The organism is Rickettsia hoogstraalii, assembly GCF_000825685.1.
Lineage (GTDB): Bacteria > Pseudomonadota > Alphaproteobacteria > Rickettsiales > Rickettsiaceae > Rickettsia > Rickettsia hoogstraalii.
Genome location: NZ_CCXM01000001.1, coordinates 611,499 through 638,015, shown reverse-complemented (window position 1 = coordinate 638,015; position 26,517 = coordinate 611,499). Strand labels below are relative to the sequence as shown.

Below are 26,517 nucleotides of genomic sequence, written 5' to 3'. Positions count from 1 at the left end.
CTAAGCATGTTATCCCGTATCGTCATTGCGAGGAGCGAAGCGACGTGGCAATCTTGTCAAGCATCCTAAGATTGCCCGCTCCTTGCAGTCGCTCGCAATGACGATTAGGTGTCTACGCAATAAAACCTGCTCGCAATGACGATAAAATAAGCCCCGCATTATAAACAAAAAAATAGAACTATGAGCTTTAAAGATTTACCGGAGTTTTTAAAATTTTTAGAAAAAAACGGTGAGTTAAAGCGTATTTCTCTTGAGGTTAAAACTGACTTAGAAGTTACCGAAATCAGTAGAAGAGTATTAGCACAAGGCGGACCTGCATTACTTTTTGAAAATGTTATAAAAGCAGATGGTACTAAATCCGATATACCTGTCCTCACTAATCTTTATGCTAGTATAAATCGCATTTGTATGGGACTTAAACTTAAGTCACCCAAAGAATTAAGAGAGCTTGGCATTTTACTAGCATTCCTTAAACAGCCGCAACCTCCCGCATCTTTTAAAGAAACATTATCAATGTTACCTCTTGCTAAGCGTATCTTTGCTATGTATCCTAAAACAATATCAAAAGCAGCCTGTCATGAAATCGTCATTGAAAAACCGAATATCAATATATTGCCGATCCAAAGATGTTGGCCTGATGATATTTCGCCTTTAATTACTTGGGGGATAGTAGTTACTAAAGGACCTAGTAATGATAAAATAGATAATTACAACCTTGGTATATATAGGATGCAAACAATAGCTCCTAATAAGCTATTGATGCGTTGGTTAAAGTTACGGGGCGGAGCAGAGCATCATAAACGTTGGAAAGAAGCAAAAAAAGAGCCGTTTCCTGCTGCTATTGTTATTGGGGCAAATCCAGCGGTAACTTTGGCAGCGGTTACACCGATACCTGAGAATATCTCAGAGTATAATTTTGCAGGTTTACTCGGTAATGAAAAAATAGAGCTGGTGCAATGCAAAACTATTGACTTAAAAGTACCTGCACATAGTGAAATAGTGCTAGAAGGTTATGTAAGTTTAGAGGAATATTTGCCTGAAGGCCCTTTTGGGGATCATACCGGATATTATAATGATGTTGAGGAGTTTCCGGTCTTTACCGTAACTGCAATAACGATGAAGAAAAATCCAGTATATTTAAGTACCTATACCGGAAAACCGCCTGATGAGCCGTCAATCTTAGGTGAAGCATTAAATGAAATCTTTATTCCTATCTTGCAGCAGCAATTTCCGGAAATAGTAGATTTTTGGCTTCCACCCGAAGGTTGTTCATATAGAGTTGCGGTAGTATCGATTAAAAAATCTTATCCCGGTCATGCTAAAAGAATAATGCTTGGGATTTGGTCGTACTTACGGCAATTTATGTATAGTAAGTTTATTATAGTTGTAGATGATGATATTGATGTTCGTAATTGGCAAGAAGTAATTTGGGCAATAGCAACAAGAAGCGATCCAAGGCGTGATACGAGCTTTATAGATAATTCCCCTATAGATTATTTAGATTTTGCATCACCTGATTCAGGGCTTGGTAGTAAAATGGGAATAGATGCAACCGATAAAATATACCCTGAGACAAATAGAAAATGGGGTAAAAAAATAGAAATGAGTCAGGAAGTTATCGACAAGGTTGATAGTATGTGGGATGGTTTAAAGATATAAAACGCTTTGCTCTTTTCCAAATTAAACTTCGTCTACTATTTATATTAATTGTTAATTTTTTAGAAACATCTTGGAACTAAACATGTATAACATCCTGCACGAGACGATAATTAATAATTTCAAAGAAATAGCCGATAAATATCAAGAGCTTATTTTGCATTTCATGCAAGGTAGGGGGAGTATGATACCTAGGAGCCTAATTGATAGTGATAAAAACAGGATTATAGCTTCTTTAATGGTAGAACAATTTTGGGCAAATCCTGAAAAATTTTGTCAGCTTAATATTGAATATATTGATAAATTAAGAGAGCTTACAACGAATAGCTTTGCAAAATTTGTCGGTAGTCCGGCAAAAGCTGTATTTTCTCCGGATAATCGAGATAAAAAGATTTAAAGATTCTTCATGGGAGGATAATGCTTATTTTGACTTTGTTAAACAATATTATTTACTATCTAGTGAGTGGCTTAAGAAGAATATAGAACAGTATGAGCTATCAAATGATCTCAAGCAACATTTAGAGTTTGTAACTAAACATTTTATCGATGCTTTTTCACCTTCAAATTTTGCTTTTTGTAATCCAAAAGTTTTACGTGAAACATTAGAAAGCGGCGGTCTCTAGTACAGGGATTAGAAAATTTTTTAAGAGATATAAAAAGTTCAGGTGATATATTAAATATTAAAACTACCGATAAATCCGCCTTTAAACTCGGTAAAAATATTGTGGCAACAAAAGGAAAAGTCATATTTCAAAATGATTTAATGCAATTAATATGCTATGAACCGAAAGAGAAAGTTCATAAGATTCCGATATTTATTATTCCGCCATGTATAAATAAATATTATAACTCGATTTATCTCCGCATAATTCTCTAGTATCTTTTTTGGTAGAAAATAATTTTCAAGTTTTTCTTATTTCATGGGTTAACCCTGATATCTCTCTATCAGAAAAAGGCTTTGAGGATTACTTAAAAGACGGTATTTTAGCACCTTTTGAGTATGTTAGAACTCTTGGTTTTAAAAAAATTGATTTTGTCGGATATTGCATGGGTGGTACGTTCCTTGCTATAATTATCGCCTACTTTAAAGTAAAAAAAATAGATTCTGTTCACAGTAGCACTTTCTTTACTACTTTGCTTGATTATACTCACCCAGGTGAGCTTGGAATATTTTTTAATGAAGCTACGATTAATTACATTAAAGAAGATATAAAGCTAAAGGGCTATTTTGACGGACAATATTTATCAAATAGTTTTAGTTTGCTAAGGGCAAATGATCTAATTTGGACGTTTTTTGTCAATAATTATTTGCTTGGTAAAAAAACTATGCCTTTTGATTTGCTATATTGGAATGCGGATTCTACTAACTTGCCGGCAAAAATGTATGAGGAATATTTACAAAATACATATTGTAATAACTTGCTAAAAGAGTCTAATAATTTAGAGGTACTCGGAACAAAAATAGATCTTGGAAAAGTTGATTGCAACACTTTTTTCGTAGCCGCAAAAGAAGATCATATAGCTCCATGGCGTTCAATATATGATGGAGTAAAATTATTAAACGGACATAAGATTTTTTGTCTCACGGATTCAGGGCATGTAGCAGGTGTAGTTAATCCTCCTGCGATTGCTAAATATAATTATCGGTTTAACGATGGCTTAAGTTTAAGTAGTCATGAGTGGCTTATGAAAGCTACGGAATATGAAGGCTCATGGTGGAACTATTGGCTTGATTGGCTTATAAAAAATAATGATAATAAGCTAGTAGATTCTTTAGATTATCAGAATCTAGAGGTTATTGAAGAGGCTCCCGGCAGTTATGTAAGAAGATAGGTGTTGGTTGTATCGTCATTGCGAGCAGCCATAGGCTGCGTGGCAATCTCATGAGATTGCTTCGTCAATTGCTATGCAATTTCCTCGCAATGACGATTTGCAAGCCATACACACAACGCCTAAAATATAAATAAATCATGAAGAGAAAAAATAATAAATTTATAGAAATATCTATTGCCTTTATCTTAGGAGTTGCTTTAGGTATTTATGGACAGAATCCGGATTATTTTATTAATCTAATAAATCAAAAATCATTAGCTTCATCTGCACCGAAAATAAAGCATTACAATATTTCAGAGCTTTCAAGAAGTAAAGTTAGTACATGTTTTACTCCTCCTGCCGGTTGTACTAAGTTTATAGCAAATCAGATAGATAGAGCTGAAGAATCTATTTATATGCAAGCATATGGTATGAGTGATGCCCTGATTACTACTGCACTTATTAATGCACAGATGCGAGGAGTAAAAGTTAGAATATTGCTTGATCGTAGTAATCTTAAGCAAAAATTTTCTAAATTGCATGAATTACAACGAGCAAAAATTGATGTGGGCATAGATAAAGTACCGGGAATCGCTCATAATAAAGTTATAATTATTGATAAAAAGAAAGTAATAACCGGTTCGTTTAATTTCACGGCTGCTGCTGATAAACTTAATGCTGAAAATGTAATTATTATAGAAGATCAGGAATTAGCAGAGTCTTATTTACAAAATTGGTTAAACAGGAAGGCGAGTAATTCGGGTAAATAGTCATTGCGGCGATACCGAGCCGTCATTGCGAGGAAATTGCGTAACAATTGACGAAGCAATCTCAGGAGTATTATTTCATGAGATTGCCACGCGCAGCCTATGGCTGCTCGCAATGATGGAGTGGTGTCCACGCAACAACGTCTCCTCTGATGAAAATACCACAATGCCCGCTCGCAATGACGTTGAAAATTACGCAGTTACTTAAAAAATTTTTTGTGTTTTATAGGTTACGTATATGTAAACATAAACCCTCAATTCATGCTAACATTTATAAAATTATGAGTCAATAATTGTTAGCATTAAGAATAATATTAAAAATAGTTAAGTTTTTATAAATGTTAGATACATCAATTCAAGAATTAATAGATAAGTGGCAAAAATACCTCGTTTTGCAAAGAAATTACTCTAATCATACAGTAATTTCTTATAATAATGACCTTAAGCATTTCCTTGAGTTTATGAATTATTATAATTCAGAGCTTGTAACGATAAATCATATTAAAACCGCAGATATAAGATTAATCCGAAGTTGGCTTGCAAAACGTAACTGTGATAATTTTACCACTTCTTCAATTTCACGTGGTTTATCTGCAGTAAAAAATTTTTATAGGTTTTTAGAGAAAACAACACAATTAAATAGTCATATAATTTTTTCTATAAAATCTCCTAAAAAAACTAAATTATTACCAAAAGCTTTATCGGAAGATGATGTAGTAATATCACTTGAACATATTGAAGAATACGGGAATGTTAAGTGGGTAGAACTTAGAAATAAAGCCCTACTTGTTCTTATATATGCTTCAGGTCTACGTATATCGGAAGCATTATCAATTACGAAACTTCATCTACAAAATCTAGAATTTATAAGAATAATAGGTAAAGGTAGTAAAGAAAGAATAATTCCGTGGTTACCGATTGCTAAAAATTTAATTACCCAATATTTAGAAATATTGCCGTATAAGCTAGGTGATAATGAACCAATATTTAGAGGAAAGCAGGGTAAGAAATTGCAGCCACCGGTATTTAATCGTGAATTAATTAAATTAAAGCATTTTTATGGTTTACCACAGCATTTAACTGCTCATTCATTTAGACATAGTTTTGCTTCACATTTGCTTGAGCATGGTGCAGATTTACGCTCTATTCAAGAGCTATTAGGTCATAAAAGTCTATCTACTACACAAAACTATACTAAAACAAGTATAAAGCATTTAGAGGCTGTATATACTACCGCATATCCAATTAAAAAATAAAATATATTAATATTCATAATCTTCTTGCGTTAATTTTAAGTTATATATTATTTTAAAAACCTTATAAACATAATATACTAAAGCTAATATTGAGATATTAATATGCTAGAAACACCTAAATTACCTATGGGATATAAACCTTCTAAAGATGAAGAATATATGTGTCCTAATCACCTAGAATATTTTAGACAAAAACTTTTAAGATGGAAAGAGGATTTATTAAAGGAATCTCAAGAGACTTTAAATCATTTAAAGGAAGAAAATTTAAAAGAATCCGATCTTAATGATTGTGCTACTCATGAAACAGAAAGAGCCTTTGAGCTTCGTAGTAGAAATAGATATTGTAAATTAATGAGTAAAATAGAAGAAGCATTATCACGTATTAAAAATGGGGAATACGGTTACTGTGAAGAAACAGGCGACCCAATAGGTATAAAAAGATTAGAAGCACGACCTATTGCTGCATTATGTATTGAAGCTCAAGAGCGTCATGAAAATTATGAGAGAAGTCATTTGGATGAGCCTGGGAATTAAGTAGCTAGGTAATTTATGTGCGTGGTTTGAAAGTTGTCATTGCGAGCCGGCATTCATGCCGGCGTGGCAATCTCAGGAGTTTTTTTTATATTATCTTATGAGATTGCCGCGTCGTTGCTAACGCAACTTCTCGCAATGACGATTCGGGTATCCGCACGGGCAATGTCCCGACTATTAGCGATTATATACCTTAAAACCTAAAGAAGTTAGAGCATTTACCGTTTCAAATAAAGGTAATCCCATAACATTTGAATATGAGCCGGAAATAAATGAGATAAAAGCTTCTGCATAACCGGAAATTTTACATCCGCCGGCTTTATCTATTCCCTCATCCAAAGAACAATAAAAATTAATCTCTTCATCACTTAATTTTTTGAACTTAACAATAGTCTGAACTATTTTTTGTCTAACTGTAAGCTGATCATTCTCTTTTTTGATAATACATAAACCGGTATAGACGCGATGACGACGTCCGGATAACATCTTAATACAATTCTTGACTTCTTCATAAGTAGTAGCTTTCGGCAATATTCTTCTACCTACTGCCGCTACGGTATCGGCAGCTATAATTATAGCGGATTCCTCTATTTGAGATGCAACTTTTATAGCTTTTTCGTAAGCAAGTCTTATGGCTAAGGGAGCGGGTAATTCACGCAAATTAGGTGTTTCATCTATATCTGCAGGAATAATTTGTGAAGGGATAATTTTGATTCTGTTTAGTAACTCAATTCTTGCAGGAGAGCTTGATGCTAATATAATCGGTAGGTTTTTTTTGTTCTGCTTCATACTTATAAAGACTAGTGACGATGAATCACACGCCCCTTAGTTAAATCATAAGGAGTCATTTCTACCGTAACTTTATCTCCTAGTAATATTCTGATACGATTTTTACGCATCCTACCGGAAGTATGAGCAATAATTACATGATCATTCTCAAGCTTTACTCTAAAAGTAGCATTAGGTAAAAGTTCAAGTACTGTACCTGTAAACTGAATGAGGTCGTCTTTTGACATTATAATTTATGTTTTTATGGTCGGGGCGGAGAGATTCGAACTCCCGACCCTCTGGTCCCAAACCAGATGCGCTACCAGACTGCGCTACGCCCCGAGAATTAATTATGTCTATACTATATACTCTATTATTCGTAGCAAATCAATTTGTTTATGCAAAAATTTATAGATTTTGCTCGTATCGTCATTGCGAGGAGAATTACATAGTAATTCGACGAAGCAATCTCAGGAATATTTGACGAGATTGCCACGTCGCTTCGCTCCTCGCAATGACGGTGACGGTTTGGGTATTCCTTTCTATACAAAAATTAATAAAGTTTTGCGGTTTTCATTAAAGAGCTAAAATAGATAGGTTTTACTCTTGTATTCCTTAAGTTTTATATACGATTTACCAAATTTCTATAAAAAATACATAAAGTTTAATTTATTTTAAACAAGAAAGAGTAACTTATAATTACTTTTTATATGTAGAAAATACTTTATTTATAAGTATTCTTATAGATATCTTAGTATTTAATTAATGTTTTTCAACTAAAAGTAATGTGTTATTTATATAACAAAATTATAAGTTAGAAAAATTTTTGTTCTTTTAATAATTATTAATCATTTCATCTTATCCTCTTTTATTATTAATATTAATTAAAGCCCTGAATAAAAATTTAATTTTATTATTAACTTTTTTTAAAAGTGCAATGTAGGTTCTGTGAACATTTCTAATTGATTTACTATTTTGAGGTATTTTTTGCTGCAAATTATAAGATTTTTTTGAAATATGAATAACTATTCCGATAAAAATCTTATTAATTTTCGCTAAAAAATACCTCAAAATAGTAAATCAATTAGAAATGTTCACAGAACCTAGCGAAAATATTAAGAATTTTTATCTTAATCTCATTTACCAAAGATTTTTAAAAATCTTCCAAAATACAAAAAATTTATATTTGTTTAATGAATACTAGTCTCGAATTTATAATTTAGAAAATTAAGTCCAAATTTAGGAGATGTTATGTCAACTCAACGAAAAAATACTCTAAAAAATTTAATTAAAAAAAAGTATGTTTACGACAGCCTCGGCGGCGGCAATGATACTTGCTAGCACGAGTGCCCTTGGTACTGCTAACCGAATCACAACAACAGCGGGCACAGTAGCTAATGGTAGTGCTTTTGGAGGAGGAGCATATATAGCTGGTTCGTATGTAACTCTTGGCGGATTATTTAATTTTACCGCAGATGTAGCAGCAATTCCTTCAATATATTTAGATGGTAATAACAATGTAGTAATGACTGTACCAAATAACCTAATACTTGGACCGGTTGTACCTCAGGATCTTACTGTGGGAAATGTTGGACTAGTTGTGAATGTTCCTAACGCTTCACAAATCACTTTAACAGGTACGCCAGTTACAGATGTACAAGCAGCTGCAGCACTTCCTGCTTTTGCACCAAATCAAGCACCGGGGAATACTTACTATTTTCGGAGCTTTGATTTTAACAGCAAAGCTAGTACTTTGATTTTTAATGCTACATCATCTTTTCCTCCTACTGGTGACAATAGAATCGCCTTTATCTCAGGTCCAAATAGTATAGTAGCTTCTGTTCAGAACCAGGAAAATCTTACATTACAGCTTAAAACTAGCTTCCAATTTAAACATCCAAGTTGGATTCAGGCACAAGCTTTTAATATTGAAGATAGTCAGCTGCTTAATTTTGCTACTGATACTTCACCGGCTGCAGGTCTTTACGCTGATGAAATTATGGATATACAACCTAAACAAAATATTAATTTCAGCGGCCAAAATGCTGTTTATGACGTGAGTAGTGAATCACCAAATTTCGCAACATTTATAGCTACGGAGCAACTAATTCCGGCAGCTGATCTATTGGGCATATTAAGAGTACATGTGGCTTCTGGTAAACGAGAAATTGCATTTAATGCCGGTACCGGTAACGGAACAGCAAGGACAATAAGGCTTAAGCAATTTTTTACCGATGGGGTACCCGGGATAGGAGCTCCTCTAAATCAAAATCCGGCTACAATTACAGGAACTATCTTTGCTCAAAATATTACGATAGGAAACCAGTATAAGCCTGTTAATATAGGAGTAGACACGCCTTATGGTATAGATTGGGTAACGGCTATTGATACAGGAGATGGAGGGGTAATACAATTTATACAAAATTCTTTAGTACGATTTCAGAACAACGTAACTTCTGATATAGATTTTAACGGTACGGCCGCACAAGTAACAATAGCTGATGGTAAGAATGTCGTAAACGGTCTTACTACTGGCGGTAATATAGATAATAAATTAGGAGGAGGTGTCGGCGTATTAAATTTTCTAGGTAGTTCAACAGTTTCTAAAAATATAGGAGCTACAAATCCGATTGATACATTGAATGTTCAAGGTGATAATACTAAGGTTGTTGATTTGCAAGGTAATGTTAAAGTTAATAATTTTAATTTTACTAGTGATGGGATAGCTGTAGTAGGAGGAACATTAACTGCAAAGACAGGAGTAAATTTTGACGGTTTTGCATCAACGCTTACATTTAACGGTATGGCCGGACCTTATACTTTTGCAAGTCCTGTAGTTTCAGCAGGAGCAGCTACGTTAAATGTTGATACGAATCTTACGGTAACCGATCAAAGTATCGGTACAATCCAAACAATTAATATAGGTCAAGTTGGAACCCCTCAAAATTTAACTATAGCAGTAAATCAGCCTGCTTTAAGTTTACTTGCAGGAGGAAACCAAATTAATTTTAGTGATCCGGATTCATCATTAATATTTCAATCACCTCAAACTCAAACCGTAACATTTAAGGGTAATTTAGACGGTTTCGCAGGCGGTGGTGGTAATGTAACTTTAAACGGTACTAAAGCTTTAACCATTCAAGGTGGGTCATTTGGTGCTGTTAATAAACTAGCTTCGGTTAGTACTATAGGAACTGTTACAGCTGGTGGAGGAATTAACCTTAGCGGTATTACGACTCTTAATGTTACAGGAAATAGTAACTTTACCGATCAAACCGCTACCTCGGCAAGTGCTACTAACATAAATATCGGTGATGGGAATGGAATCGGAACGTATATTTTAACGCCTAATGCGGATTTTAACCTTGCTACTCTTAATATGAAGTTTGGTGATCCAGATTCTGTATTAAATATCCAAAGTAACGGAAATGTAACGGCTAAAATGAACGGGGATTTAAACCCCGGTGCAGCGGCAAGCGGTATAGTTCAGTTAAGCTCAACCGGCGGCAATACTTTAATATTAGATGGAGTAGGTTTTAATTTAGGTACAGTAGAGTAGGCGGTAATCTTTTAAATAGTGTGACTTTTTCAGGAGCAGGGAAATATTACCGTGGTCCCGACGATTAACACGGCAAAGGCTATTCTCACCGGTATAACAGGTGATCTAATACTTAATAACGTTAATGCACCGATTAATTTTACAACCACCACCAATCTTACGGTAAGTGATGTTACGGGAGCTATAAATTTGGGGAATAATGCCGGAATATTAAACGTTGCTAACGGTTCAACAATTACCGGTACTATAAATTTTGGTGCAGGCACGGAGGTTACGGATGCGGTTGGGTCTAATAATGCTATTACGCTCGTGAATTTTAATGCCGGCGGTAATGTTACTTTAGATTCTACTTCCAAGGCTACAAATTTCAGTATCGGTAATAATACTAGCGTGATTGCCGGTGATTTAATGACGGGTGCCGTAAATTTTGCTGCCGGTGCAGGTACGTTAGTACTACAAAACGGTCTTAATGGAGCAATTACTACGAGTGTAGCTAATACAGGGATATTGACCATTAATGGAGGAAATGTTAGCGGTACTATTGGTGCTACTGGAGTTCTTAATTTAATAAATATTGGTGCTAACCCTGTTACTTTCAGTGCAAATGTAAATTCAACTAACGTGGCTCTTACCAATAATAACTCTTCTTTAACTGTTGGCAGCAATGTTGTTTTAACAAGTGCAGTTACAACTGCTAACCCTAATAATGGTGTATTAAATTTAGCTCCGAATAGCAGTGTTGTCGGTAATATTAGGTACTAATGCCGCTGCTATTGCTGCAGTTAACGTAGGTGCAGGTCCTGCAAGCCTTGCCGGGAATGTTTATGCTGGTGCAGTTGCTTTAACTAATGCTTTATCTTCTTTAACTCTTAATAACGGTACTAACGTTAATGGGGCTATCACAAATACTTCAGGTAATAATAATAGCGGTATACTTATATATATTTAACGGCGGTAGCATAACAGGTGCTGCAGGGGCTCTGGGAGCAGCATTAAATACAGTAACTTTTAATGTGAACATTTACCCGTAGCCTCATATGCTCAGACTTTTAATGTTAATAATGCAGCAATTGTTAATGCACCTAATGGAGTAACGGGAAATGTTGTAGTAAATTCCGGAACGTTTACCGGTAATGCAGCATTTGGCGGTGTCGGAACTATTAACATAACAACTATTACCGGACAGACTAATTTTGCCGGTAAAGGGGGGACGGTTAACGTTAATGACGGCGGTAGTTTAGATGTTGTTACAAGTAGTACCGCAGTTAACGGTAATTTAGTATTTTTAGGAGGCGGTAATGTTACCGGAGTCATAAATAATATTGGAGCAATTACTGTTAATGCAGCAGGTAATAAAACGGTTATCTTTCAAAAAAGTGTGTCCGCTGCTTCTTTAACACTTGGTAACAATGCTGTGGCGAATTTACAAGACTCGCTTACAACAAGCGGTAACGTGGATTTTACCAATGGCGGTATTTTAGAGTTTTCAGGTACAAATTCTGCAGGTTATTTACTTAACAGCCCAATTGGAACACAGGAACATTAAACGTTTATACTACCGGCACTACTTTAACGGCTAATGATTCAAGTATAGGTACGGTAAACACAATTAATATCGGACAGGGAATGCAGCCGCAGCATTTACTGTAGACGTATCTAACAAGGCTTTAACTCTAGGAAGTGCTATTAATTTGAATAATACTAACTCCATATTTGGTCTAACTACTAGCAAAAATCAACAAGTTACCTTTACGAATATTGTTGATGGTTTTGCCGGTGGGGGCGGTAACGTCAATTTAAGCAGTACAAATGGTGCGGTGCTTGAGATTCAAGGTAGTGATAATACCAAAACACTAGGTACTGGTGCGAATAAATTAGCTGCTATAAATGTTACTGCGGGTAGTGAGGTCGGAGTAGTCGGTGGTGCTAATAAACTTGACGTAAGTAACGTGCTTGCTCTTAATATTGCTGCCGGCGGGGTTTTTGCCGATGCCTCACTTACCTCAGCAAGCATTGGTGCAATTAACATCGGTGATGCTAATGCTGGACCGGCCGTTTATGCACTTGATGCAATAAATGCTGATTTTGACTTAGATGCACCTGGGGTTGCATTTAAAAACGATTCATCTGTTTTAAAATTAATGACTACTTCGCCAGTTGCCAATAAAACAAGTACCATATATCTAACCGGTAATATAGATCCCGGTGCTGCAAATTTCGGTATAGTTGAGTTAAATGCTGAAAATGCCAATACTACATTAGTAATAAACGGTGTTAAAAATAAGGGAGTTAATCCTATTCTTTCACTTGGTACTGCTAATCATCCACTACAACAAATAAAATTTTCTGGGTTAGGTACAATAGAAGTAACTGCGATTAACACCAAGAGTATAGACGTCTCGGTACCGCAGCTTGCTATAGGAGTGGTCAATGCTGATACTTTCTTCTCAGGTGCTACTAAGCTTGGAGTCGTACAGATTAACGGTAATATGGATTTCCAAAATAATGCCGGTACTGCCGTTTTTGCTAGTGATACAAAAAATAATATATTGGCAGCTATGACCGGTAATATAACAAGCACCGGAGGTACTAACGGTACCGTAATTGTTATGGATAATTTAACTGTAGGCGGTACGGTTACTAATATTTCTATGTTTAAAGGAGGTGCCGACGGTAGTATAGTAAGATTTAATACCGGTGGTAATATGTCGATTGGAGAAATTCAAAGTACAGGAACCGGTATAATATTATTTGCCCAAACTGCTCCTACTGACTTAAAAGCTGTAATCAATCAAACAGGGGGTACGGCAGTTGATTTAGTATTCCCAAGCGGCGGTAGTATTAGCGGCGATGTCGGTAGTGCTAATAACCCTATCGGTACGATAACTGCACAAACCGGTACATTAATTTTAGACGGTAAAGTTACTGGTGATACTGCTTTCATGATAGATGGAGCAACTATTCAGTTTAATGATGATATAAATATAGCGATTGAACAAGTATTGTCACCTGCAGCTTTAATGGCACCTTCACCTTTAGCAGGAACAGCACCTAATGTAAGATTTAATAGTCCGAATCCTGAAACTGATGCTAGAAATGTTGGAACTCAAACAACAGCGGTATTCATACAGATAAATGGCAATGATGTAACCTTTACTAATGATTTAATAAATATTTCAAATATTGACTTTACCTCTCCTCAAGCTATTACTGCTACTTTTGCATCTTCAAATGCTATAGTAGGCGGTGCTACTACTAATGCTAATCGTTTGCATACCATTGCGATATCAGGCGATTTAACAACAGGTACTTCGCCGTTCGGTTCAGACTCAAACCACCTTAAAACTATTCAGCTTAATAGTGACGGTAAATTCACCATTGATAGCCAAGATGTTTACTCTAGTGTCACAACCAAAACTAATAACGAGGATACGGCGATATTTAATGCCGATAACGGTTTTACCGATGATTTAGGCGGTGAGAATTTAAACCTTAAACTAGTTCAGTTCAGTAGTAATAAAGGCACGGTAAAAGGGGATACCTATGCTAAAGCTATTACTATTGATGCCGGTAAATCAGCTGTATTTACCGGTTATAACAGTAGGAGCTTAGATATAGCTGCAGCCACGGTCGGCGGTGTTAAAGTGCCGAGAGCAACCACGAAATTTAATTACAAAACAAAAATCGTTTCAGAGGACTTCAAAGGAAGCAGTAGCGATTCTTCAGCAGAATATACTAATGCTGCACTTGTACAAGCACCGATTAACGGCGGTAGTCATAAATTCTATGATGACGTATGGCTACAAAAAGCGGTAACGAGTGCTAATGTTATTACTTTTGCACCGAAGAAAACAGCTTTCATTGCGTCGAATTTAGGAGCAAATACTATAGTTGCCGATCAGGCGACAATGATGTTTACCGGTGATAATACTAAAGTAAATGTCGGGGGTAATATATCAGGTAGTAATATTACTTTTGACCTTGGTAATAATCAAGTTACTTATACAGGCTCTGCTACTCCTACCGGTGAGCTTATTATAAATGTCTTCTATGATACTATAAATGCAGGTCAGACAGGCAACGCAAATAGTGGTAATATAGTACTCGCAAGCGGTAGTACCTTTGATTTGTCAAATGTTTCTTCAATCAAAATATTTTTAACTGCTCAAAATAATCCTTCTGCTATTGGACAAGGTAGTGCTTATCCCGTCATTAGCGGAGCAGGAGGTAGTATAATAGTCGGTAATGCTGCAAAATCTACCGTTTAACGTAACGGCTAACGAAGGCGGCTTTGTCAGATGGCAAATTACTGGTAATTCCTTTGTACTTTTACCGATAGAACCAACAGGAGATGTAACAATAGATAATATCATCAAAATTTTAATAAATACTCCTGTCGGTAATGTTATAGTGAATACCCCTGTAGGGCAAAGACGTGAAGTAGTTGAACATCTATTACCTATAATTCAAGGACCTTCAAATGAAATACATAGAGTAACTACTCCGCTTACTCCTATGGGTCCTTTCGTCGGTCCAAGTGTTGGTGGTGGTTCCAATCCTATACAACCGCCACCGACTAGCGGTAGTATAGTTAACAATATATATGTTCCGCCTACCACTCCGGGCGGCTACGACGTAACACCTAGCAATCCGGCAGGATATAATACTCCGACTACTCCGGTTACAGGCACCGGTGGCTTTGGACCTAACGGACCAAGTACAGGAGGAAATGCTCCTAGTGGTTCTGTAACCGGCGGAGTATTTACTCCGAATGGTCCAAGTGTTGTGGCTCCAAGCGGTCCGGCTACAGGCGGTAGTGTTGGCGGATTTGGTCCTAACGGTCCCGGCACGGGTGGTACCACAGGCGGTAATATTGGCACAGGAGGTGGTAGCCCATCAGTTGGTACAGGAGGTGCTACAGGCACTACAGGCAAAACGGTCCTGTAAGTACTGGAAGCAATCCTTATGGTCCGGGTAACGTCGGTACAATACCAACCTCAAATGTAGGAGGTAACCCATCAGTTAGTACTGGTAGAGCTTCAGGAGGTAATGTAGGTACAGGCGGTACAAGCTATGGTGGTATAGGCACTAACGGTGGTGTGGCAACAGGCGGCACAAGCTATGATGGTGCAGGTTCTAACGGTGGTGTGGCAACAGGTGGCTCAAGCTATGGTGGTGCAAGCTCTAACGGTGGTGTTACCAACGGTGGAAGCAGTCCATATGGTAATAGTGGTAATCCTACAACAACAGGTGTTTCTCCTGCTAATAATAGTAACAATATGGGAGGCAGTTCTGATAGTGGTATCCTGCTATAGGTAGTAGCCGAGATAATTCTTCAGGTACAGGTAGCGGTGGAAATTCAGGTAGCGGAATAAGTCGTTCTAATGCGAATGACGGCTTTAATGCTGCTCATGATAATACTAGTACCGGTACTCAAGAAGTAGGTAAGAGACTTAAGACGCTTAAAGATGCGGCAGAGGATGGTGCAAATCCTGCAGCAGAAGATGCTACCTCACGTAAGAGAGGTGCAGCTGTCGGAGGCGGTGACTGTGAACTCGATGAAGGTAACGCTAATAATTCCGTTTACGGAGTATGGGTTAGCCCATATTACGACAAAGCGGTACAAAAAGCCTTTAACGGTCTTAGCGGTTATAAAGCTAAATCTACCGGTGGCTCAATCGGGGTCGATACCGTTATAAACGATAATATAGTTCTTGGAGCTGCTTATACTAGAGTCGATACGAAGTTACGTTACCAAAATGCCAAATCCGGTAATACTACTAAGGTCGGAACTAATATGGGTTCTATATACGGTTTATATAACTTTGTAAATAACTGGTTTGTAGAAGGAGTAACTACCTATTCACGAAGCGATATTAAAACTAATGAACTACGTAATATTATAGGTGGTTATGAAACGGCACACGGTAAGTATCATTCAACTTCTTATAGCGGTCAAGTAGTTGGGGGTTATAATTATCTATGGAAAGAAACTTCATTTGCACCGATGGCAGGACTCAGGCTTACTAAGATTAAAGATTCCGGTTATCAGGAATACGGTACTTCTTTCCAAAACCTAACTATTCAGAAGCGTCAATATAATAAGGTTGAGGGTATACTCGGCGGTGAAATTAAAACAACTTTCTATAAGGATGAGTTCATAATTAGACCGCAAGTTCATGCCTTTATTAATTACGACTTTAAAGGTAAAACACCGGCAATCATTGCAGATCTTAACGGTCTTAATGAGCCTCTACCGGTACCATCACCTAAACCTACTAAAATGCTGTATGATTTAGGAGCAGGGGTAGTACTTAAGAAAGGTAGAATGGAGTACGGAGTGCATTACGGGCTGAACTTAGCTAAAAAATACCATGCTCAATCCGGTACGCTAAGACTTAAAGTAAACTTCTAAAAAACCCACATCAGTTAAGGATAAGAACTATAAAATTCCTATCCTTAACTGAGTAGTAAATTTTATTTTATAATCAAAGATGAAGCTTAATAATTTTCTTGATTACCTTATCACTATTCAGGATAAGTTCTTATCCTGAATAGCTAGTTATTTAATATTTTCTATCTATTATCTTAATGGCTACCTTTATGAGAAGCATATCCTCCTTTAGCAGCTATTTCCTTTACTTTTTCTTTATCCATAGAAGCGAAGCCCTGTTTTCCTGATACGTGATCATGATCGTTATGACCATGATGTCCTCCGTGAGAAGCGTGCCCTCCTTTAGCAGCTGTTTCTCTTACTTTTTCTTTGTCTCTAGAGGCGAAGCCTTTGTTATTATTAGTCATAATTCCCTCCTAAATATTCGGGTTAGTTAATAATACAGAACCACTTTTATCTTGTTTTCAGTAGCTCTATATATGATGGTAGAAAGATTTATATGGTAAGTCAACCTAAATTAAAATAAAAACATTATAAATTATTATTTTTAACAATAAAGTTAATTACTGTTTACTTATAAAAAATTTATTTTTATTGTTGTTTTTTTAACCTTGACCTGAAAAAATTTAAGGAGTACGCTTATAATTGCAACCAAAAATTAAGGAGGCTAACATGACAACTTTAGTAGGAACCCAAAATAATTTTGCCGATGCAATAAAAGAACTTATAGAACTTGATTACGATGCTATCGAAGCATATAAAACTGCTATTAATAGAATTCTAATGAAGATTACAAGAAGCAGTTGGATTGCATTTAAAATGGACCATGAAAGACATGTAAAAGAGTTAAATAAGCTTTTATCAAAACATAACGAGAAAACAGTAAAAGGACCAAGTAGTAAGCAATGGCTAACAAAAGGTAAAGTGATACTTGCTGATTTAGTTGATGATAAAGCTATATTATATGCTATGCATACAAATGAAGAAGATACTAATACTGCTTATGAAAGATTAAATGAGCATAATAATAAATGGCATGATTCATCAAAAACCTTAAAACAAGGTCTTTTAGATGAACAAAAACATAAAAAATGGATAGAAAAACAACTTGAAGAGTAAATTTATATATTCTAAGCGTTATAAATATTAGCTCTATGAACATTATTTATATATCTCTCCTCTAACATCAACATTAATTACTAGAATTTCTAACTTTCCTTTATTTATTCTATATGTAAGAATAGAAGTCAACATATTGTTGACTAATGCAAAAGTTAATTTAAAATTTGGTTTTATCAGAAAAATTATAATCTTAATATAGGCTCTATGAAGCTTTCTAAAAAGATTTAATTTTGGTTATTTTTTACTGCAAATTATAAGATTTTTTTGAAATATGAATAACTATTCCTTCAAAAATCTTATTAATTTTCGCTAAAAAATCCCTCAAAATAGCAAATCAATTAGAAAGCTTCATGAACCTAAGTAAGTATAAAACTTAATTAAATAATAAGTTGAATTTAGGCAGGAGTTATTATATTAATATTTGTAATTATTTTTCAGGAACTGCGATAGTTTTTATGGTAATTGCATGTAGTTTTTTATTTAATATTTCAGACAGGGCGTTTTTTACTAATTTATGTTGATTAATTAAAGAAAGTCCATTAAATTGAACATCTGATATTTCTAAGGCATAATGGTCTTGATCTCCTACTAAATCAGTAATTTTTATTATACTGTTTGGAAAGGATTCCTTAAGTATTTTTTCTAACTCTTCTGCAGATATTGCCATTATTTATCAATATTAATTAAAGTTTTTTTTGTTAAAGTAAAGCTTTATATGAATTTTTATTATAGAATTTTAAACATTCATTGATAAACTCTACTCTTATGCATATAATAATTAATATTATTATATCATTTATTAATTATTATGAAAAAAGAAACTGAAGAATTAAAATTATTTATCTTAGAATGTTTAAGTGAGAAAAAAGCAGAAGATATTGAGGTAATTGATTTAACAGGAAAACATAAATTAGCTGATTATATTATATTTGCTAGCGGTCGTTCGACTAAAAATGTTGGAGCAATTGCTGAATATGTAGCTTTAGAATTAAAAAATAATGCCGGTATAAATAGTAATATTGAGGGGCTTGGTAAATCAGAGTGGGTACTAATAGATGCAGGTACTATTTTAATTAATATTTTTTATCCTGAAGCACGGGAGCATTTTAAGCTAGAAGAAATTTGGAAAAGATGAAAGATCATATTTTTATTAACGTTATAATTTTACTCGGTACTGCGGTTTTTATCGTGGCTATACTTAAGCGTCTTAGATTAAGTCCGGTACTTGGTTACTTAATTGCAGGAGCTGCAATAGGTGATCACGGTTTAAAAATCGTAACATATGACCAAACTAAGTTACTAGGTGAACTTGGTGTAGTATTTCTATTATTTGCAATAGGTCTTGAGTTATCCTTCGAGCGATTAAAAGCTATGAGACGATATGTCTTTGGTCTCGGTAGTTTGCAAGTTTTAACGACTGCTATAGTAATTGCCGGTGCAATGGTACTTATAGACGGTAATAGTAGTGCGGCTATTATTACCGGTGGTGGTCTTGCCCTTTCATCTACGGCACTTGTTATGCAGGTTATTGAGGAAAATCTTAGTCAATCAACGCAAATAGGAAGAGTTTCTTTAGCTATTCTGTTACTGCAAGATTTAGCCGTAGTTCCATTGCTTGTGATAGTTCCGTTACTTGCCGGTAACAATAAAGCTTCGCTTGCAGCGGCTCTTGGTATTGCACTCTTAAAAGCTGTAACGGCCTTACTTACAATATTTATTGTCGGTCGTGTTTTTCTTCGTCCTGTATTTTCTTTCATTTCATCAGAAAGTAATAATGCAAGCGAGTTACCTATTTCAATGACTTTGTTAATAGTACTTTCTGCTGCTTGGGCTACCGAAACATTTGGTTTGTCTTTAGCTCTAGGAGCATTTGTTGCTGGAGTATTAGTGGCGGAAACTGAATTTAGATTGCAGGCAGAAGAAAGTATTTATCCTTTCAAAAGTTTATTTTTAGGATTGTTTTTCATGACTGTCGGTATGAATATCGACGCACTAGAAATGTATGAAAAAATATCTCATATTCTTACTTTATCTATTGTTTTAATAGGTATAAAAACCTTAATCATAACGGCTTTTTGTATTTTATTCGGTTTTAATAAAGGAGTTGCTTTTTATTCAGGCTTATTATTATCGCAAGGTGGAGAGTTTGGTTTTATATTATTCAGTTTAGGTAAAGATAGCGGAGTATTAGAAGAAAGTACTGCCGATATATTATTACTCGTAGTTACTTTTACTATGGCACTTACTCCATTACTCGCAGCTTTAGGGAAAAAGATTGCCGAGAAAGTTGATAAAGGACTCGGTAAAACTCCGACTCAAATGATTGAGCTTGGGGCAAGAGATTTAACAAACCATATTATTATTGCCGGACTTGGTAATACCGGTAAAATGGTAGCAAGAGTTTTGGAAGCGGAAGGTATAAGTTACGTAATACTTGATTTAGATGATGATAGAGTAAAAGAAGAGCTATCAAACGGTTTACCGGTTTTTAAAGGTGATGTGTCGCAAGCCGATACTCTAAAAGCATTAGGTACGGAAAGAGCATTCGCTATAATACTTACTATGAATAATCAAGTAACTATCAAGAAATCGCTTAAAACAATTAGCGGTAATTATCAGGATATACCGGTTGTCGTTAAGTTAAAAAATTTAAAAAATGCTAGAGAGTTTTATGATTTAGGTGCCACAACTATTATTCCGGAAAGTTATGAGACCGGATTACAAATAGGTGGAACAGTCCTAAAAAATATAGGTATTAGCGAGCAGGAAATTAATAGAATAAAAGTACAATTTAGGCTTGGTAATTATATAATAGCAAAAAAAGAGGATGCTTTATCTGAAGTGGAAGATAATGATTAAAGTTTTTATCATTTTAATTACGATAATATTATCAACAACAATTAACGCCGATAATAAAAAATTGCCTATTCCGAGATTTGTTTCAATAAAATCTAATGAAGTAAATGCAAGGAGCGGACCAACCACTAAATCTGCCGTAGAATGGGTTTTTGTTAAAAAAGGCGAACCGGTAGAAATAACTGCAGAGTACGAACAATGGCGACAAGTACGTGACATTAACGGCGAAGGCGGTTGGATACATTCAAGTGTTTTATCAGGTAAAAGATCAGTAGTTATTACCTCCGATAAGGAAATAGAGCTTACCAAATCCGCAGACCCTAAAAGCCGAGTTATAGCAAAATTAATGCCCAAGGTTCGCTGCGGTTTAAAAAAATGCAAAGAACAATTCTGTCAAATTACATGTAAGAATTACACAGGTTGGATTTCCAAGAAAGTAATTTGGGGAGTATATGATGATAATGATAGGTATTAATAGACTTCTTGCATAACCTCCTTCTAAAGGTAATTTGTACGTCAATCCGCTACTCGCATCCTCACATATTTATATATGCTGCGGTGGCAAGTACTTCCGTGTTTCCTGAGGGATTCCTCTTTATAAGATAAGTTATGCAAGAAGTCTAATATCGATAATAAATTGTAAAAGTAGTTTACTATCTGAGATTAATTTGCTATATATAAAAACTCACTAAAGATATAATTATTTATGCAAAGATATTTAGACGGTACAAATGATGTCGCATTTAAAAAATTATTTAGTGATAAAGTAAAATTAATAAATTTATTGAACTCTCTTCTTAGGTTATCGAAAGGAGATAGAATCATAGATTTAAGCTATATAACTACTGAACAATTGCCTTTATTTCTTGAAGGGAAAAGAAGTTTATTCGATCTAAAAGTTAAAGATGAAACCGGTAGATGGTATATAATCGAAATGCAGCGTAAAATGGAGAAAGATTATCTTAATAGAACGCAGCTTTACGGTTGTTATACCTACGTTAGCCAAATTAAGAAGGGTATGAAACATAAGGATTTATTGCCGGTAGTAATAATTGCTATCATAGGAACAAAAGCTTTGCGTGATGAATTGCCGTATATTAGCTATCATTATATAAAAGAAAGCAATACCCATAAACAATATTTATTTTCATTAACTTATGTATTTATTGAATTAGGAAAATTTAAAAAAAATGATCTTAAAGATGATACCGATGAATGGTTGCATTTATTAAAATATGCTTCGCAAGAACAAGAACCGCCAAAAGAAATTAAAAATGAAATTGTGTTATCGGCATATGCAAGTTTAGAGCAATATAAATGGACAGACCAAGAGCATGATGATTATTTTAGGACTGAAATGGCTATACAACAAGAAATAGACAAGTTTGAAGAAAAGTTTAATGCCGGTATGGAGAAGGGTATAGAAAAGGGCATAGAGAAAGGGATAGAGAAAGGCATAGAGAAGGGAAAAATTGAAATAATAAAGAAAATGCTAACTAAAAAAATACCTATAGAAGAAATACATGAGATGACAGGAATATCCATAGAAGAAATAAAAAAGCTAAAAGCAGAAATATAAAATATAGATATTTAAATGAAAACCACCTTACCCGAACGTTCTTTTAAAATTAGAGCAAAGCTTAATTTTATAGTGCAGCAGATTTTAGATATTGCACAGGATAAAATTGCTATGATTATCTTGTACGGCTCTTTTGCTAGAGGCGATTGGGTACGCGATCTACCTAACGGCTATCATAGCGATACCGATATTTTGATAATCCTGAAAAAAGGTAAATATAAAGGACTCGCTGCTTTAAGATTAGAAAATAAAATATATAAGAGATTAGAAAAAACGGAGTAATAAAAGACCAGATTATCCTATATGATTCAGAGATATCTATAATTCTTGAGTCAATAGAGGAAATAAATAGGCAGCTAGAAAAAGGACGTTATTTTTATACGGATATAAAAAAAGAAGGCGTTCTTTTATATGATAGCAAGGAATTTATGCTTAGCGAAGCTAAAGATTTACCTTGGAGCGAGATGAAAGAAATTGCTAAAGATTACTATGAAGAATGGTTTGATAGAGGAAGAGGTTTTTTATTAGGAGCAAATGATTTTTTACAAAGAAATCAAAATTCCATAGCAGCTTTCTTGTTACATCAAGCTACCGAAAGTCTTTACAGCACTATTTTACTAGTTTTTTCTAATTACAAGCCGAAATTACATGATATAAAAAAATTGGGGAAAAAAATTATAATAATGATTTATTGCAAGTTTTTCCTATAGCAACTTCTGAGCAAAAAGAATGTTTTAAGTTACTAAAAGAAGCATATGTTAAAGCAAGATATGATAAAAATTATAAAATTACAAAAGAACAGCTACTTTATCTTATTGAGAGAATAGAAAAATTAAAAGAAATCACCGAAAAAATCTGCACAGCAAGAATTAATAAATAATAATATTTTAAATTCAATTTCTTTTGCTAAAAAACGCTCAATCACATCTCAACTTAGTCATTATCCATGTAAATTTATATGGATAAGATTAATACGTCAAGAAGTTAGTTTAAAGCTTAGCTGAATTTATAAATAAAAAATAATATGGTATGTTTATCCTTATTTGATAAAAATACTATTCATTATAAAGTATTACTAATATAGCAAAAAAGAAAATAAAAGATAAAGCCCATAAAAAAGAAAGTATGATTTGTATTACTACTCCAAATCAAGCTTTAGCAAAATTACAAACAAAAGTGCAAGATTATATAGATACTATAGGAGAAAAAATTTCTCTAGTAGATGAATTAATTAAGTTAAGAAGAGCAGATGGATAGTGTTTTCGGTTTATTTAAAATTTGATAAAATTATCTAAATATAGTATAGTATAGAACTTTTTATAATATTAAAAATTTTATGAGTAAGAAGCTTTATATTAAGACCTACGGCTGTCAGATGAATGTTTACGACTCCGTTAAGATGCAGGATTTGCTTTATCCTTTTGGTTATGAACCTACGGAAAATATTGAAGAAGCTGATGTTATTATCCTAAATACCTGTCATATCAGAGAGAAAGCAGCCGAGAAAATTTATTCTGAACTCGGTCGTATTAAGAAACTACAAGATACGAGAAAAAAACAAGGCTTAAACTCTGCAATAATAGTTGTAGCAGGCTGTGTTGCTCAGGCGGAAGGTGAAGAGATTTTCTCAAGAACTCCTTATGTCGATATTGTTGTCGGTCCGCAATCTTATTACAACCTACCGGAATTAATCTCAAAAGTCGTTAGACACGAAAAACATTTAATCGATCTTGATTTTGTTGAAGAAGCAAAATTTGATAATTTACCGGAACAATTATATCCGCAAGGAGCTAGTAGCTTTATATCGGTGCAAGAGGGGTGCGATAAATTTTGCACTTTCTGCGTAGTACCTTATACAAGAGGAGCTGAATTTTCAAGGAACGTAGAACAGGTTTACAGAGAAGCATTAAAAGTAGTTAGCAGCGGTGCTAAAGAAATTATGCTACTTGGACAAAATGTCAATGCATATCACGGTAAAGGTCCTGCAGATAAAATATTTAGTCTTGCCGATTTACTGAGACATCTAGCACAAATTCCAAATTTAGAGAGATTGCGTTATATGACATCACACCCGATAGATATGACAGATGATCTAATAAAACTGCACGGCACTGAACCTAAATTAATGCCGTTTTTACATCTTCCGGTGCAATCAGGTTCAAATAAAATATTAAAAGCCATGAACCGTAAGCATGATCGGGATTATTATTTTGATATAATTAATCGCTTAAGAGAAGCAAGGTCCGATATAGTTTTATCCTCTGATTTTATTGTCGGTTTTCCCGGTGAAACAGATGAAGATTTTGAGGATACTTTAGATTTGGTCTGCAGAGTAAAATACGGTCAGTGCTATTCGTTTAAATATAGTCCTCGTCCCGGTACGCCAGGTGCAACTAGAATAGATCAAGTTCCGGAACACATAAAATCAGAGAGATTAACTATATTGCAAAAAGAACTCATGGCTCAGCAACTAGCTTTTAATGAAAGTTGTGTCGGTAGTACTATGAAAGTTCTATTTGATCGTAGTGGTAAATTCGATGATCAAATAATAGGTAAAACTCCATACATGCAGTCTGTATATATCCAAAACCCTAATAAATCTTTACTTAGTAAAATCATTGATGTAAAAATTACTAAGGCTTCACTTAATAGTTTAACCGGCGAAATATTTTAATAAGGTAATTTTATGCTAGAAACTTCAATTAGAGAAATTATTATTATTGGGTTTGGTTTGTCCAATAGTGTATTATAAAGAGTTCGCTAATAAAGAAGGAGTATTATGTATTGGTGATAGAGAAAGCGATGTAACGTTAGATTTAATTAACAAAAAGCTTCAAGGGATTACACTTGCAGATAATTTTCGTATTGATATTGATGCTCATGGTAAACGAGATGAACAAAAGCAACAAATGGAATCATCTTCTATTGTTAAGACAGAAGACTTTTTAAAGGAGTTAAAAAAATACTTTAGTTAAGCATTCAGGTAAGAAAGAATTAAGAGGAGAATGGCATTTATGGTCTTGTTATGGAGGGAGTTAAAGCAGCACATATTTTAGGAAAAAATAACAGTTTAATTACGCATGTTGATTCTAAGAATAGTTCATTCTTAATGTTAGGAGGTTATACTATAAAGAAATCGTTAGAAAATTATTTAGAGAACCCTAAAAAGGATAGTTATGCTCGATGGGTTGAAGAGCAGAAATATGCTTTTCAAACTTCAACATTTAATTTTAATCCGACCTCTGATAAAAAAGATGCTATCCACTTAAAAAATGCTCGAACCTTAAAACCAGAAATATTAAAAGATATTGTTAAAAGATTTAAAGCTATTAATGATTTAACTGTTGTCTTTACTGATTTTATTGCAGAAGATATTAGAAAAATTGAAAATAGTAGAGAATTTAAAAAAGTAAAAGATCAGGGATATTTTAAATCTAACTTTAAAGGATCTGATGAAGTGAAAATTGAAGTTAGTGATGAAGAAGCAAAAAGTCTAGCACTAGGCATGACAGTTTATTTATGTAATAAAATTGAAAATCAAGATATTGATATACTTAAGCAGTATCTACTCAATATTAAACAGCATGGAGTAGATTTAAATAATAGTGATATATTCGGAGTCACTCTTTTAACATCTGCTGCTGAGCAGGGGGGTACAGAGGTAGTAAAGGTTTTATTAGAAGCAGGAGTAGATGTAGATAAAGCAAACTTTAAGGGTCTCTCTTCTTTAATGTTTGCTGCTTATGGAGGGCATGCAGAGGTAGTAAAGATTCTGTTAGAAGAGGGAGCAGACGTAGATAAAGCAAACTCTGAAAGTGTATTTCCTTTAATGCTTGCTGCTCAAGAAAGACATACAGAGGTAGTAAAAACACTATTAGAAGCAGGAACAAGTGTAACTCCGAATACTATTAAATATATTAAATATTGATATAGACATACCTGCTAAGGATGGTAGTACTTTATTATTACGGGCAGTTAAGAATAATCAAACAGATATAGCAGAAGTTCTATTAGAAGCGGGTGCCGATCCGAATAAAGCTAATTCTAAGGATGGTACTACACCGTTACAAGCCGCAATGTCAACAAAGAGTAAAGATATAATTTTGTTAATTACAAAATATGCCTCAGAAGAACAAAGCATTACAAATACTCCTGTCGCTGTGCCGGATATGTACTCAAAAAGTAATTCTAAATCTATGGGGATATCTAAGTAAGTC

34 protein-coding genes, 1 tRNA gene and 2 pseudogenes are annotated in these 26,517 nt (G+C 34.5%); 30 read left to right on the top strand and 7 right to left on the bottom strand.

The features are described 5' to 3' along the window. Positions 1-9: 9 nt before the first annotated feature. Positions 10-159: a hypothetical protein gene (locus tag BN1174_RS09820; RefSeq protein ID WP_156138463.1), complete on the bottom strand. Its 150-nt coding sequence runs from the start codon at positions 157-159 to the stop codon at positions 10-12. 21 nt (positions 160-180) lie between these two features. On the opposite strand from BN1174_RS09820, the gene BN1174_RS03390 reads away from it, so the two are divergent. The 8 genes and pseudogenes from BN1174_RS03390 to dksA all read left to right on the top strand — a co-directional run bounded on the left by BN1174_RS03390 (position 181) and on the right by dksA (position 6,025). Next, complete coding sequence (locus tag BN1174_RS03390) at positions 181-1,659, top strand: UbiD family decarboxylase (RefSeq protein ID WP_040256501.1); 1,479 nt, start codon at positions 181-183, stop codon at positions 1,657-1,659. 82 nt (positions 1,660-1,741) lie between these two features. Beyond that, positions 1,742-2,053: a hypothetical protein gene (locus tag BN1174_RS11615; RefSeq protein ID WP_231555778.1), complete on the top strand. Its 312-nt coding sequence runs from the start codon at positions 1,742-1,744 to the stop codon at positions 2,051-2,053. Further along, a pseudogene (locus BN1174_RS11610) lies at positions 1,986-2,533 on the top strand (hypothetical protein). Before BN1174_RS11615 ends, BN1174_RS11610 begins: the two are co-directional and overlap by 68 nt. A gap of 8 nt (positions 2,534-2,541) precedes the next feature. Then, positions 2,542-3,213: pseudogene (locus BN1174_RS10730) on the top strand (alpha/beta fold hydrolase); the annotation flags it as partial. A 413-nt stretch (positions 3,214-3,626) separates the two neighbouring features. Then, positions 3,627-4,238: a phospholipase D gene (pld, locus tag BN1174_RS03375; RefSeq protein WP_040256499.1), complete on the top strand. Its 612-nt coding sequence runs from the start codon at positions 3,627-3,629 to the stop codon at positions 4,236-4,238. Between the two features lie 25 nt (positions 4,239-4,263). Then, complete coding sequence (locus tag BN1174_RS10725; RefSeq protein ID WP_197062033.1) at positions 4,264-4,443, top strand: hypothetical protein; 180 nt, start codon at positions 4,264-4,266, stop codon at positions 4,441-4,443. Between the two features lie 130 nt (positions 4,444-4,573). Beyond that, a complete protein-coding gene (locus BN1174_RS03370; protein ID WP_040256497.1) occupies positions 4,574-5,491 on the top strand; it encodes a tyrosine recombinase XerC in 918 nt (305 codons plus the stop codon). 102 nt (positions 5,492-5,593) lie between these two features. Continuing rightward, positions 5,594-6,025, top strand: coding sequence for an RNA polymerase-binding protein DksA (gene dksA / locus BN1174_RS03365; RefSeq protein WP_032073655.1), 432 nt, complete (start codon positions 5,594-5,596; stop codon positions 6,023-6,025). Positions 6,026-6,199: 174 nt separating this feature from the next. Here the strand turns inward: dksA and BN1174_RS03360 are convergent, their stop codons facing one another. From BN1174_RS03360 to BN1174_RS03350, 3 genes are all read right to left on the bottom strand, one after another. Next, positions 6,200-6,811 carry a Maf family protein gene (locus BN1174_RS03360; protein ID WP_040256493.1) on the bottom strand — a complete coding sequence of 204 codons (612 nt, stop codon included), beginning with the start codon at positions 6,809-6,811 and terminating at the stop codon, positions 6,200-6,202. Between the two features lie 11 nt (positions 6,812-6,822). Next, positions 6,823-7,038 carry a translation initiation factor IF-1 gene (gene infA, locus BN1174_RS03355; protein ID WP_008579354.1) on the bottom strand — a complete coding sequence of 72 codons (216 nt, stop codon included), beginning with the start codon at positions 7,036-7,038 and terminating at the stop codon, positions 6,823-6,825. A gap of 17 nt (positions 7,039-7,055) precedes the next feature. Further along, a tRNA-Pro gene (locus tag BN1174_RS03350) sits at positions 7,056-7,132 on the bottom strand. 90 nt (positions 7,133-7,222) lie between these two features. On the opposite strand from BN1174_RS03350, the gene BN1174_RS09815 reads away from it, so the two are divergent. The 4 genes from BN1174_RS09815 (at position 7,223) to BN1174_RS03325 (ending at position 11,298) form a co-directional block, all read left to right on the top strand. After that, entirely contained in the window at positions 7,223-7,378 is a 156-nt protein-coding gene (locus BN1174_RS09815) for a hypothetical protein (protein ID WP_156138462.1), read from the top strand. A gap of 712 nt (positions 7,379-8,090) precedes the next feature. Further along, entirely contained in the window at positions 8,091-10,349 is a 2,259-nt protein-coding gene (locus BN1174_RS11605) for a beta strand repeat-containing protein (RefSeq protein ID WP_231555776.1), read from the top strand. Positions 10,350-10,400: 51 nt separating this feature from the next. After that, positions 10,401-11,111, top strand: a complete 711-nt coding sequence (locus BN1174_RS11600) for a hypothetical protein (protein WP_231555775.1) — start codon at positions 10,401-10,403, stop codon at positions 11,109-11,111. Then, complete coding sequence (locus BN1174_RS03325; RefSeq protein WP_040256483.1) at positions 11,089-11,298, top strand: hypothetical protein; 210 nt, start codon at positions 11,089-11,091, stop codon at positions 11,296-11,298. The genes BN1174_RS11600 and BN1174_RS03325 overlap by 23 nt, the downstream gene beginning before the upstream one ends. Before the next feature lie 92 nt (positions 11,299-11,390). Here the strand turns inward: BN1174_RS03325 and BN1174_RS03320 are convergent, their stop codons facing one another. Next, a complete protein-coding gene (locus tag BN1174_RS03320) occupies positions 11,391-11,663 on the bottom strand; it encodes a hypothetical protein (RefSeq protein ID WP_040256481.1) in 273 nt (90 codons plus the stop codon). Positions 11,664-11,727: 64 nt separating this feature from the next. Between BN1174_RS03320 and BN1174_RS11595 the strand changes: the two genes are divergently transcribed. From BN1174_RS11595 to BN1174_RS08630, 5 genes are all read left to right on the top strand, one after another. After that, positions 11,728-11,895: a hypothetical protein gene (locus BN1174_RS11595; protein WP_231555774.1), complete on the top strand. Its 168-nt coding sequence runs from the start codon at positions 11,728-11,730 to the stop codon at positions 11,893-11,895. A gap of 145 nt (positions 11,896-12,040) precedes the next feature. Then, positions 12,041-14,617, top strand: a complete 2,577-nt coding sequence (locus tag BN1174_RS11590; protein ID WP_231555773.1) for a beta strand repeat-containing protein — start codon at positions 12,041-12,043, stop codon at positions 14,615-14,617. Then, positions 14,595-15,296, top strand: coding sequence for a hypothetical protein (locus BN1174_RS13010; protein WP_231555772.1), 702 nt, complete (start codon positions 14,595-14,597; stop codon positions 15,294-15,296). The genes BN1174_RS11590 and BN1174_RS13010 overlap by 23 nt, the downstream gene beginning before the upstream one ends. Positions 15,297-15,448: 152 nt before the next feature. Continuing rightward, positions 15,449-15,664, top strand: coding sequence for a hypothetical protein (locus BN1174_RS11580; RefSeq protein ID WP_231555771.1), 216 nt, complete (start codon positions 15,449-15,451; stop codon positions 15,662-15,664). Continuing rightward, positions 15,661-16,764 carry an autotransporter outer membrane beta-barrel domain-containing protein gene (locus tag BN1174_RS08630; RefSeq protein ID WP_331370589.1) on the top strand — a complete coding sequence of 368 codons (1,104 nt, stop codon included), beginning with the start codon at positions 15,661-15,663 and terminating at the stop codon, positions 16,762-16,764. Before BN1174_RS11580 ends, BN1174_RS08630 begins: the two co-directional genes overlap by 4 nt. Before the next feature lie 173 nt (positions 16,765-16,937). Here the strand turns inward: BN1174_RS08630 and BN1174_RS03280 are convergent, their stop codons facing one another. Beyond that, positions 16,938-17,150: a KGG domain-containing protein gene (locus tag BN1174_RS03280; protein WP_040256479.1), complete on the bottom strand. Its 213-nt coding sequence runs from the start codon at positions 17,148-17,150 to the stop codon at positions 16,938-16,940. A gap of 265 nt (positions 17,151-17,415) precedes the next feature. Between BN1174_RS03280 and BN1174_RS03275 the strand changes: the two genes are divergently transcribed. Then, positions 17,416-17,862 carry a DUF2383 domain-containing protein gene (locus BN1174_RS03275; protein WP_040256477.1) on the top strand — a complete coding sequence of 149 codons (447 nt, stop codon included), beginning with the start codon at positions 17,416-17,418 and terminating at the stop codon, positions 17,860-17,862. 430 nt (positions 17,863-18,292) lie between these two features. Here BN1174_RS03275 and BN1174_RS03270 read toward each other — a convergent pair whose 3' ends face one another. Continuing rightward, entirely contained in the window at positions 18,293-18,532 is a 240-nt protein-coding gene (locus BN1174_RS03270; RefSeq protein ID WP_040256476.1) for a BolA/IbaG family iron-sulfur metabolism protein, read from the bottom strand. A gap of 141 nt (positions 18,533-18,673) precedes the next feature. Here BN1174_RS03270 and rsfS point away from each other — a divergent pair, with 141 nt between their 5' ends. The 12 genes from rsfS to BN1174_RS12235 all read left to right on the top strand — a co-directional run bounded on the left by rsfS (position 18,674) and on the right by BN1174_RS12235 (position 26,514). Then, the gene (gene rsfS, locus BN1174_RS03265; RefSeq protein ID WP_040256475.1) at positions 18,674-19,000 is read left to right on the top strand and encodes a ribosome silencing factor; all 327 of its coding nucleotides are present in this window, start codon (positions 18,674-18,676) and stop codon (positions 18,998-19,000) included. Beyond that, on the top strand, positions 18,997-20,724 hold the full coding sequence (locus BN1174_RS03260) for a cation:proton antiporter domain-containing protein (RefSeq protein WP_040256474.1): 1,728 nt from the start codon (positions 18,997-18,999) through the stop codon (positions 20,722-20,724). The genes rsfS and BN1174_RS03260 overlap by 4 nt, the downstream gene beginning before the upstream one ends. Further along, positions 20,717-21,196, top strand: coding sequence for an SH3 domain-containing protein (locus BN1174_RS03255; RefSeq protein WP_040256472.1), 480 nt, complete (start codon positions 20,717-20,719; stop codon positions 21,194-21,196). The genes BN1174_RS03260 and BN1174_RS03255 overlap by 8 nt, the downstream gene beginning before the upstream one ends. Before the next feature lie 231 nt (positions 21,197-21,427). Further along, positions 21,428-22,300 carry an Rpn family recombination-promoting nuclease/putative transposase gene (locus tag BN1174_RS08620; RefSeq protein WP_040256470.1) on the top strand — a complete coding sequence of 291 codons (873 nt, stop codon included), beginning with the start codon at positions 21,428-21,430 and terminating at the stop codon, positions 22,298-22,300. A 15-nt stretch (positions 22,301-22,315) separates the two neighbouring features. Beyond that, a complete protein-coding gene (locus tag BN1174_RS09810) occupies positions 22,316-22,582 on the top strand; it encodes a nucleotidyltransferase domain-containing protein (RefSeq protein WP_040256468.1) in 267 nt (88 codons plus the stop codon). Positions 22,583-22,728: 146 nt separating this feature from the next. Then, positions 22,729-23,010 carry a HEPN domain-containing protein gene (locus BN1174_RS03240; RefSeq protein WP_040256465.1) on the top strand — a complete coding sequence of 94 codons (282 nt, stop codon included), beginning with the start codon at positions 22,729-22,731 and terminating at the stop codon, positions 23,008-23,010. Then, positions 22,992-23,180 (top strand): HEPN domain-containing protein, encoded by a 189-nt coding sequence (locus BN1174_RS03235; protein WP_231555770.1) that lies wholly within the window; start codon positions 22,992-22,994, stop codon positions 23,178-23,180. The genes BN1174_RS03240 and BN1174_RS03235 overlap by 19 nt, the downstream gene beginning before the upstream one ends. A 245-nt stretch (positions 23,181-23,425) precedes the next feature. Further along, positions 23,426-23,557, top strand: a complete 132-nt coding sequence (locus BN1174_RS12240; protein WP_269378847.1) for a hypothetical protein — start codon at positions 23,426-23,428, stop codon at positions 23,555-23,557. A 79-nt stretch (positions 23,558-23,636) separates the two neighbouring features. Beyond that, positions 23,637-24,974: a tRNA (N6-isopentenyl adenosine(37)-C2)-methylthiotransferase MiaB gene (gene miaB / locus BN1174_RS03230; protein ID WP_040256461.1), complete on the top strand. Its 1,338-nt coding sequence runs from the start codon at positions 23,637-23,639 to the stop codon at positions 24,972-24,974. Between the two features lie 46 nt (positions 24,975-25,020). Beyond that, entirely contained in the window at positions 25,021-25,275 is a 255-nt protein-coding gene (locus tag BN1174_RS03225; protein ID WP_197062032.1) for a hypothetical protein, read from the top strand. A gap of 50 nt (positions 25,276-25,325) precedes the next feature. Beyond that, positions 25,326-26,228 carry an ankyrin repeat domain-containing protein gene (locus BN1174_RS07810; protein ID WP_052454728.1) on the top strand — a complete coding sequence of 301 codons (903 nt, stop codon included), beginning with the start codon at positions 25,326-25,328 and terminating at the stop codon, positions 26,226-26,228. After that, positions 26,203-26,514, top strand: a complete 312-nt coding sequence (locus BN1174_RS12235) for an ankyrin repeat domain-containing protein (protein ID WP_082022273.1) — start codon at positions 26,203-26,205, stop codon at positions 26,512-26,514. The genes BN1174_RS07810 and BN1174_RS12235 overlap by 26 nt, the downstream gene beginning before the upstream one ends. Positions 26,515-26,517 lie beyond the last annotated feature (3 nt).

Excerpts from the sequence above, each read along its gene's own strand:
- BN1174_RS09820 (WP_156138463.1), bottom strand. The coding sequence starts at position 159 with ATGCGGGGCTTATTTTATCGTCATTGCGAGCAGGTTTTATTGCGTAGA.
- BN1174_RS03390 (WP_040256501.1), top strand. The coding sequence starts at position 181 with ATGAGCTTTAAAGATTTACCGGAGTTTTTAAAATTTTTAGAAAAAAAC.
- BN1174_RS11615 (WP_231555778.1), top strand. The coding sequence starts at position 1,742 with ATGTATAACATCCTGCACGAGACGATAATTAATAATTTCAAAGAAATA.
- pld (WP_040256499.1), top strand. The coding sequence starts at position 3,627 with ATGAAGAGAAAAAATAATAAATTTATAGAAATATCTATTGCCTTTATC.
- BN1174_RS03370 (WP_040256497.1), top strand. The coding sequence starts at position 4,574 with ATGTTAGATACATCAATTCAAGAATTAATAGATAAGTGGCAAAAATAC.
- dksA (WP_032073655.1), top strand. The coding sequence starts at position 5,594 with ATGCTAGAAACACCTAAATTACCTATGGGATATAAACCTTCTAAAGAT.
- BN1174_RS03360 (WP_040256493.1), bottom strand. The coding sequence starts at position 6,811 with ATGAAGCAGAACAAAAAAAACCTACCGATTATATTAGCATCAAGCTCT.
- infA (WP_008579354.1), bottom strand. The coding sequence starts at position 7,038 with ATGTCAAAAGACGACCTCATTCAGTTTACAGGTACAGTACTTGAACTT.
- BN1174_RS11605 (WP_231555776.1), top strand. The coding sequence starts at position 8,091 with ATGTTTACGACAGCCTCGGCGGCGGCAATGATACTTGCTAGCACGAGT.
- BN1174_RS03320 (WP_040256481.1), bottom strand. The coding sequence starts at position 11,663 with ATGACTCCGGTAACATTACCGCCTCCTAAAAATACTAAATTACCGTTA.
- BN1174_RS13010 (WP_231555772.1), top strand. The coding sequence starts at position 14,595 with ATGCTGCAAAATCTACCGTTTAACGTAACGGCTAACGAAGGCGGCTTT.
- BN1174_RS03280 (WP_040256479.1), bottom strand. The coding sequence starts at position 17,150 with ATGACTAATAATAACAAAGGCTTCGCCTCTAGAGACAAAGAAAAAGTA.
- BN1174_RS03275 (WP_040256477.1), top strand. The coding sequence starts at position 17,416 with ATGACAACTTTAGTAGGAACCCAAAATAATTTTGCCGATGCAATAAAA.
- BN1174_RS03270 (WP_040256476.1), bottom strand. The coding sequence starts at position 18,532 with ATGGCAATATCTGCAGAAGAGTTAGAAAAAATACTTAAGGAATCCTTT.
- rsfS (WP_040256475.1), top strand. The coding sequence starts at position 18,674 with ATGAAAAAAGAAACTGAAGAATTAAAATTATTTATCTTAGAATGTTTA.
- BN1174_RS03260 (WP_040256474.1), top strand. The coding sequence starts at position 18,997 with ATGAAAGATCATATTTTTATTAACGTTATAATTTTACTCGGTACTGCG.
- BN1174_RS03255 (WP_040256472.1), top strand. The coding sequence starts at position 20,717 with ATGATTAAAGTTTTTATCATTTTAATTACGATAATATTATCAACAACA.
- BN1174_RS08620 (WP_040256470.1), top strand. The coding sequence starts at position 21,428 with ATGCAAAGATATTTAGACGGTACAAATGATGTCGCATTTAAAAAATTA.
- BN1174_RS09810 (WP_040256468.1), top strand. The coding sequence starts at position 22,316 with ATGAAAACCACCTTACCCGAACGTTCTTTTAAAATTAGAGCAAAGCTT.
- BN1174_RS03240 (WP_040256465.1), top strand. The coding sequence starts at position 22,729 with ATGCTTAGCGAAGCTAAAGATTTACCTTGGAGCGAGATGAAAGAAATT.
- BN1174_RS12240 (WP_269378847.1), top strand. The coding sequence starts at position 23,426 with ATGATTTGTATTACTACTCCAAATCAAGCTTTAGCAAAATTACAAACA.
- miaB (WP_040256461.1), top strand. The coding sequence starts at position 23,637 with ATGAGTAAGAAGCTTTATATTAAGACCTACGGCTGTCAGATGAATGTT.
- BN1174_RS07810 (WP_052454728.1), top strand. The coding sequence starts at position 25,326 with ATGGAGGGAGTTAAAGCAGCACATATTTTAGGAAAAAATAACAGTTTA.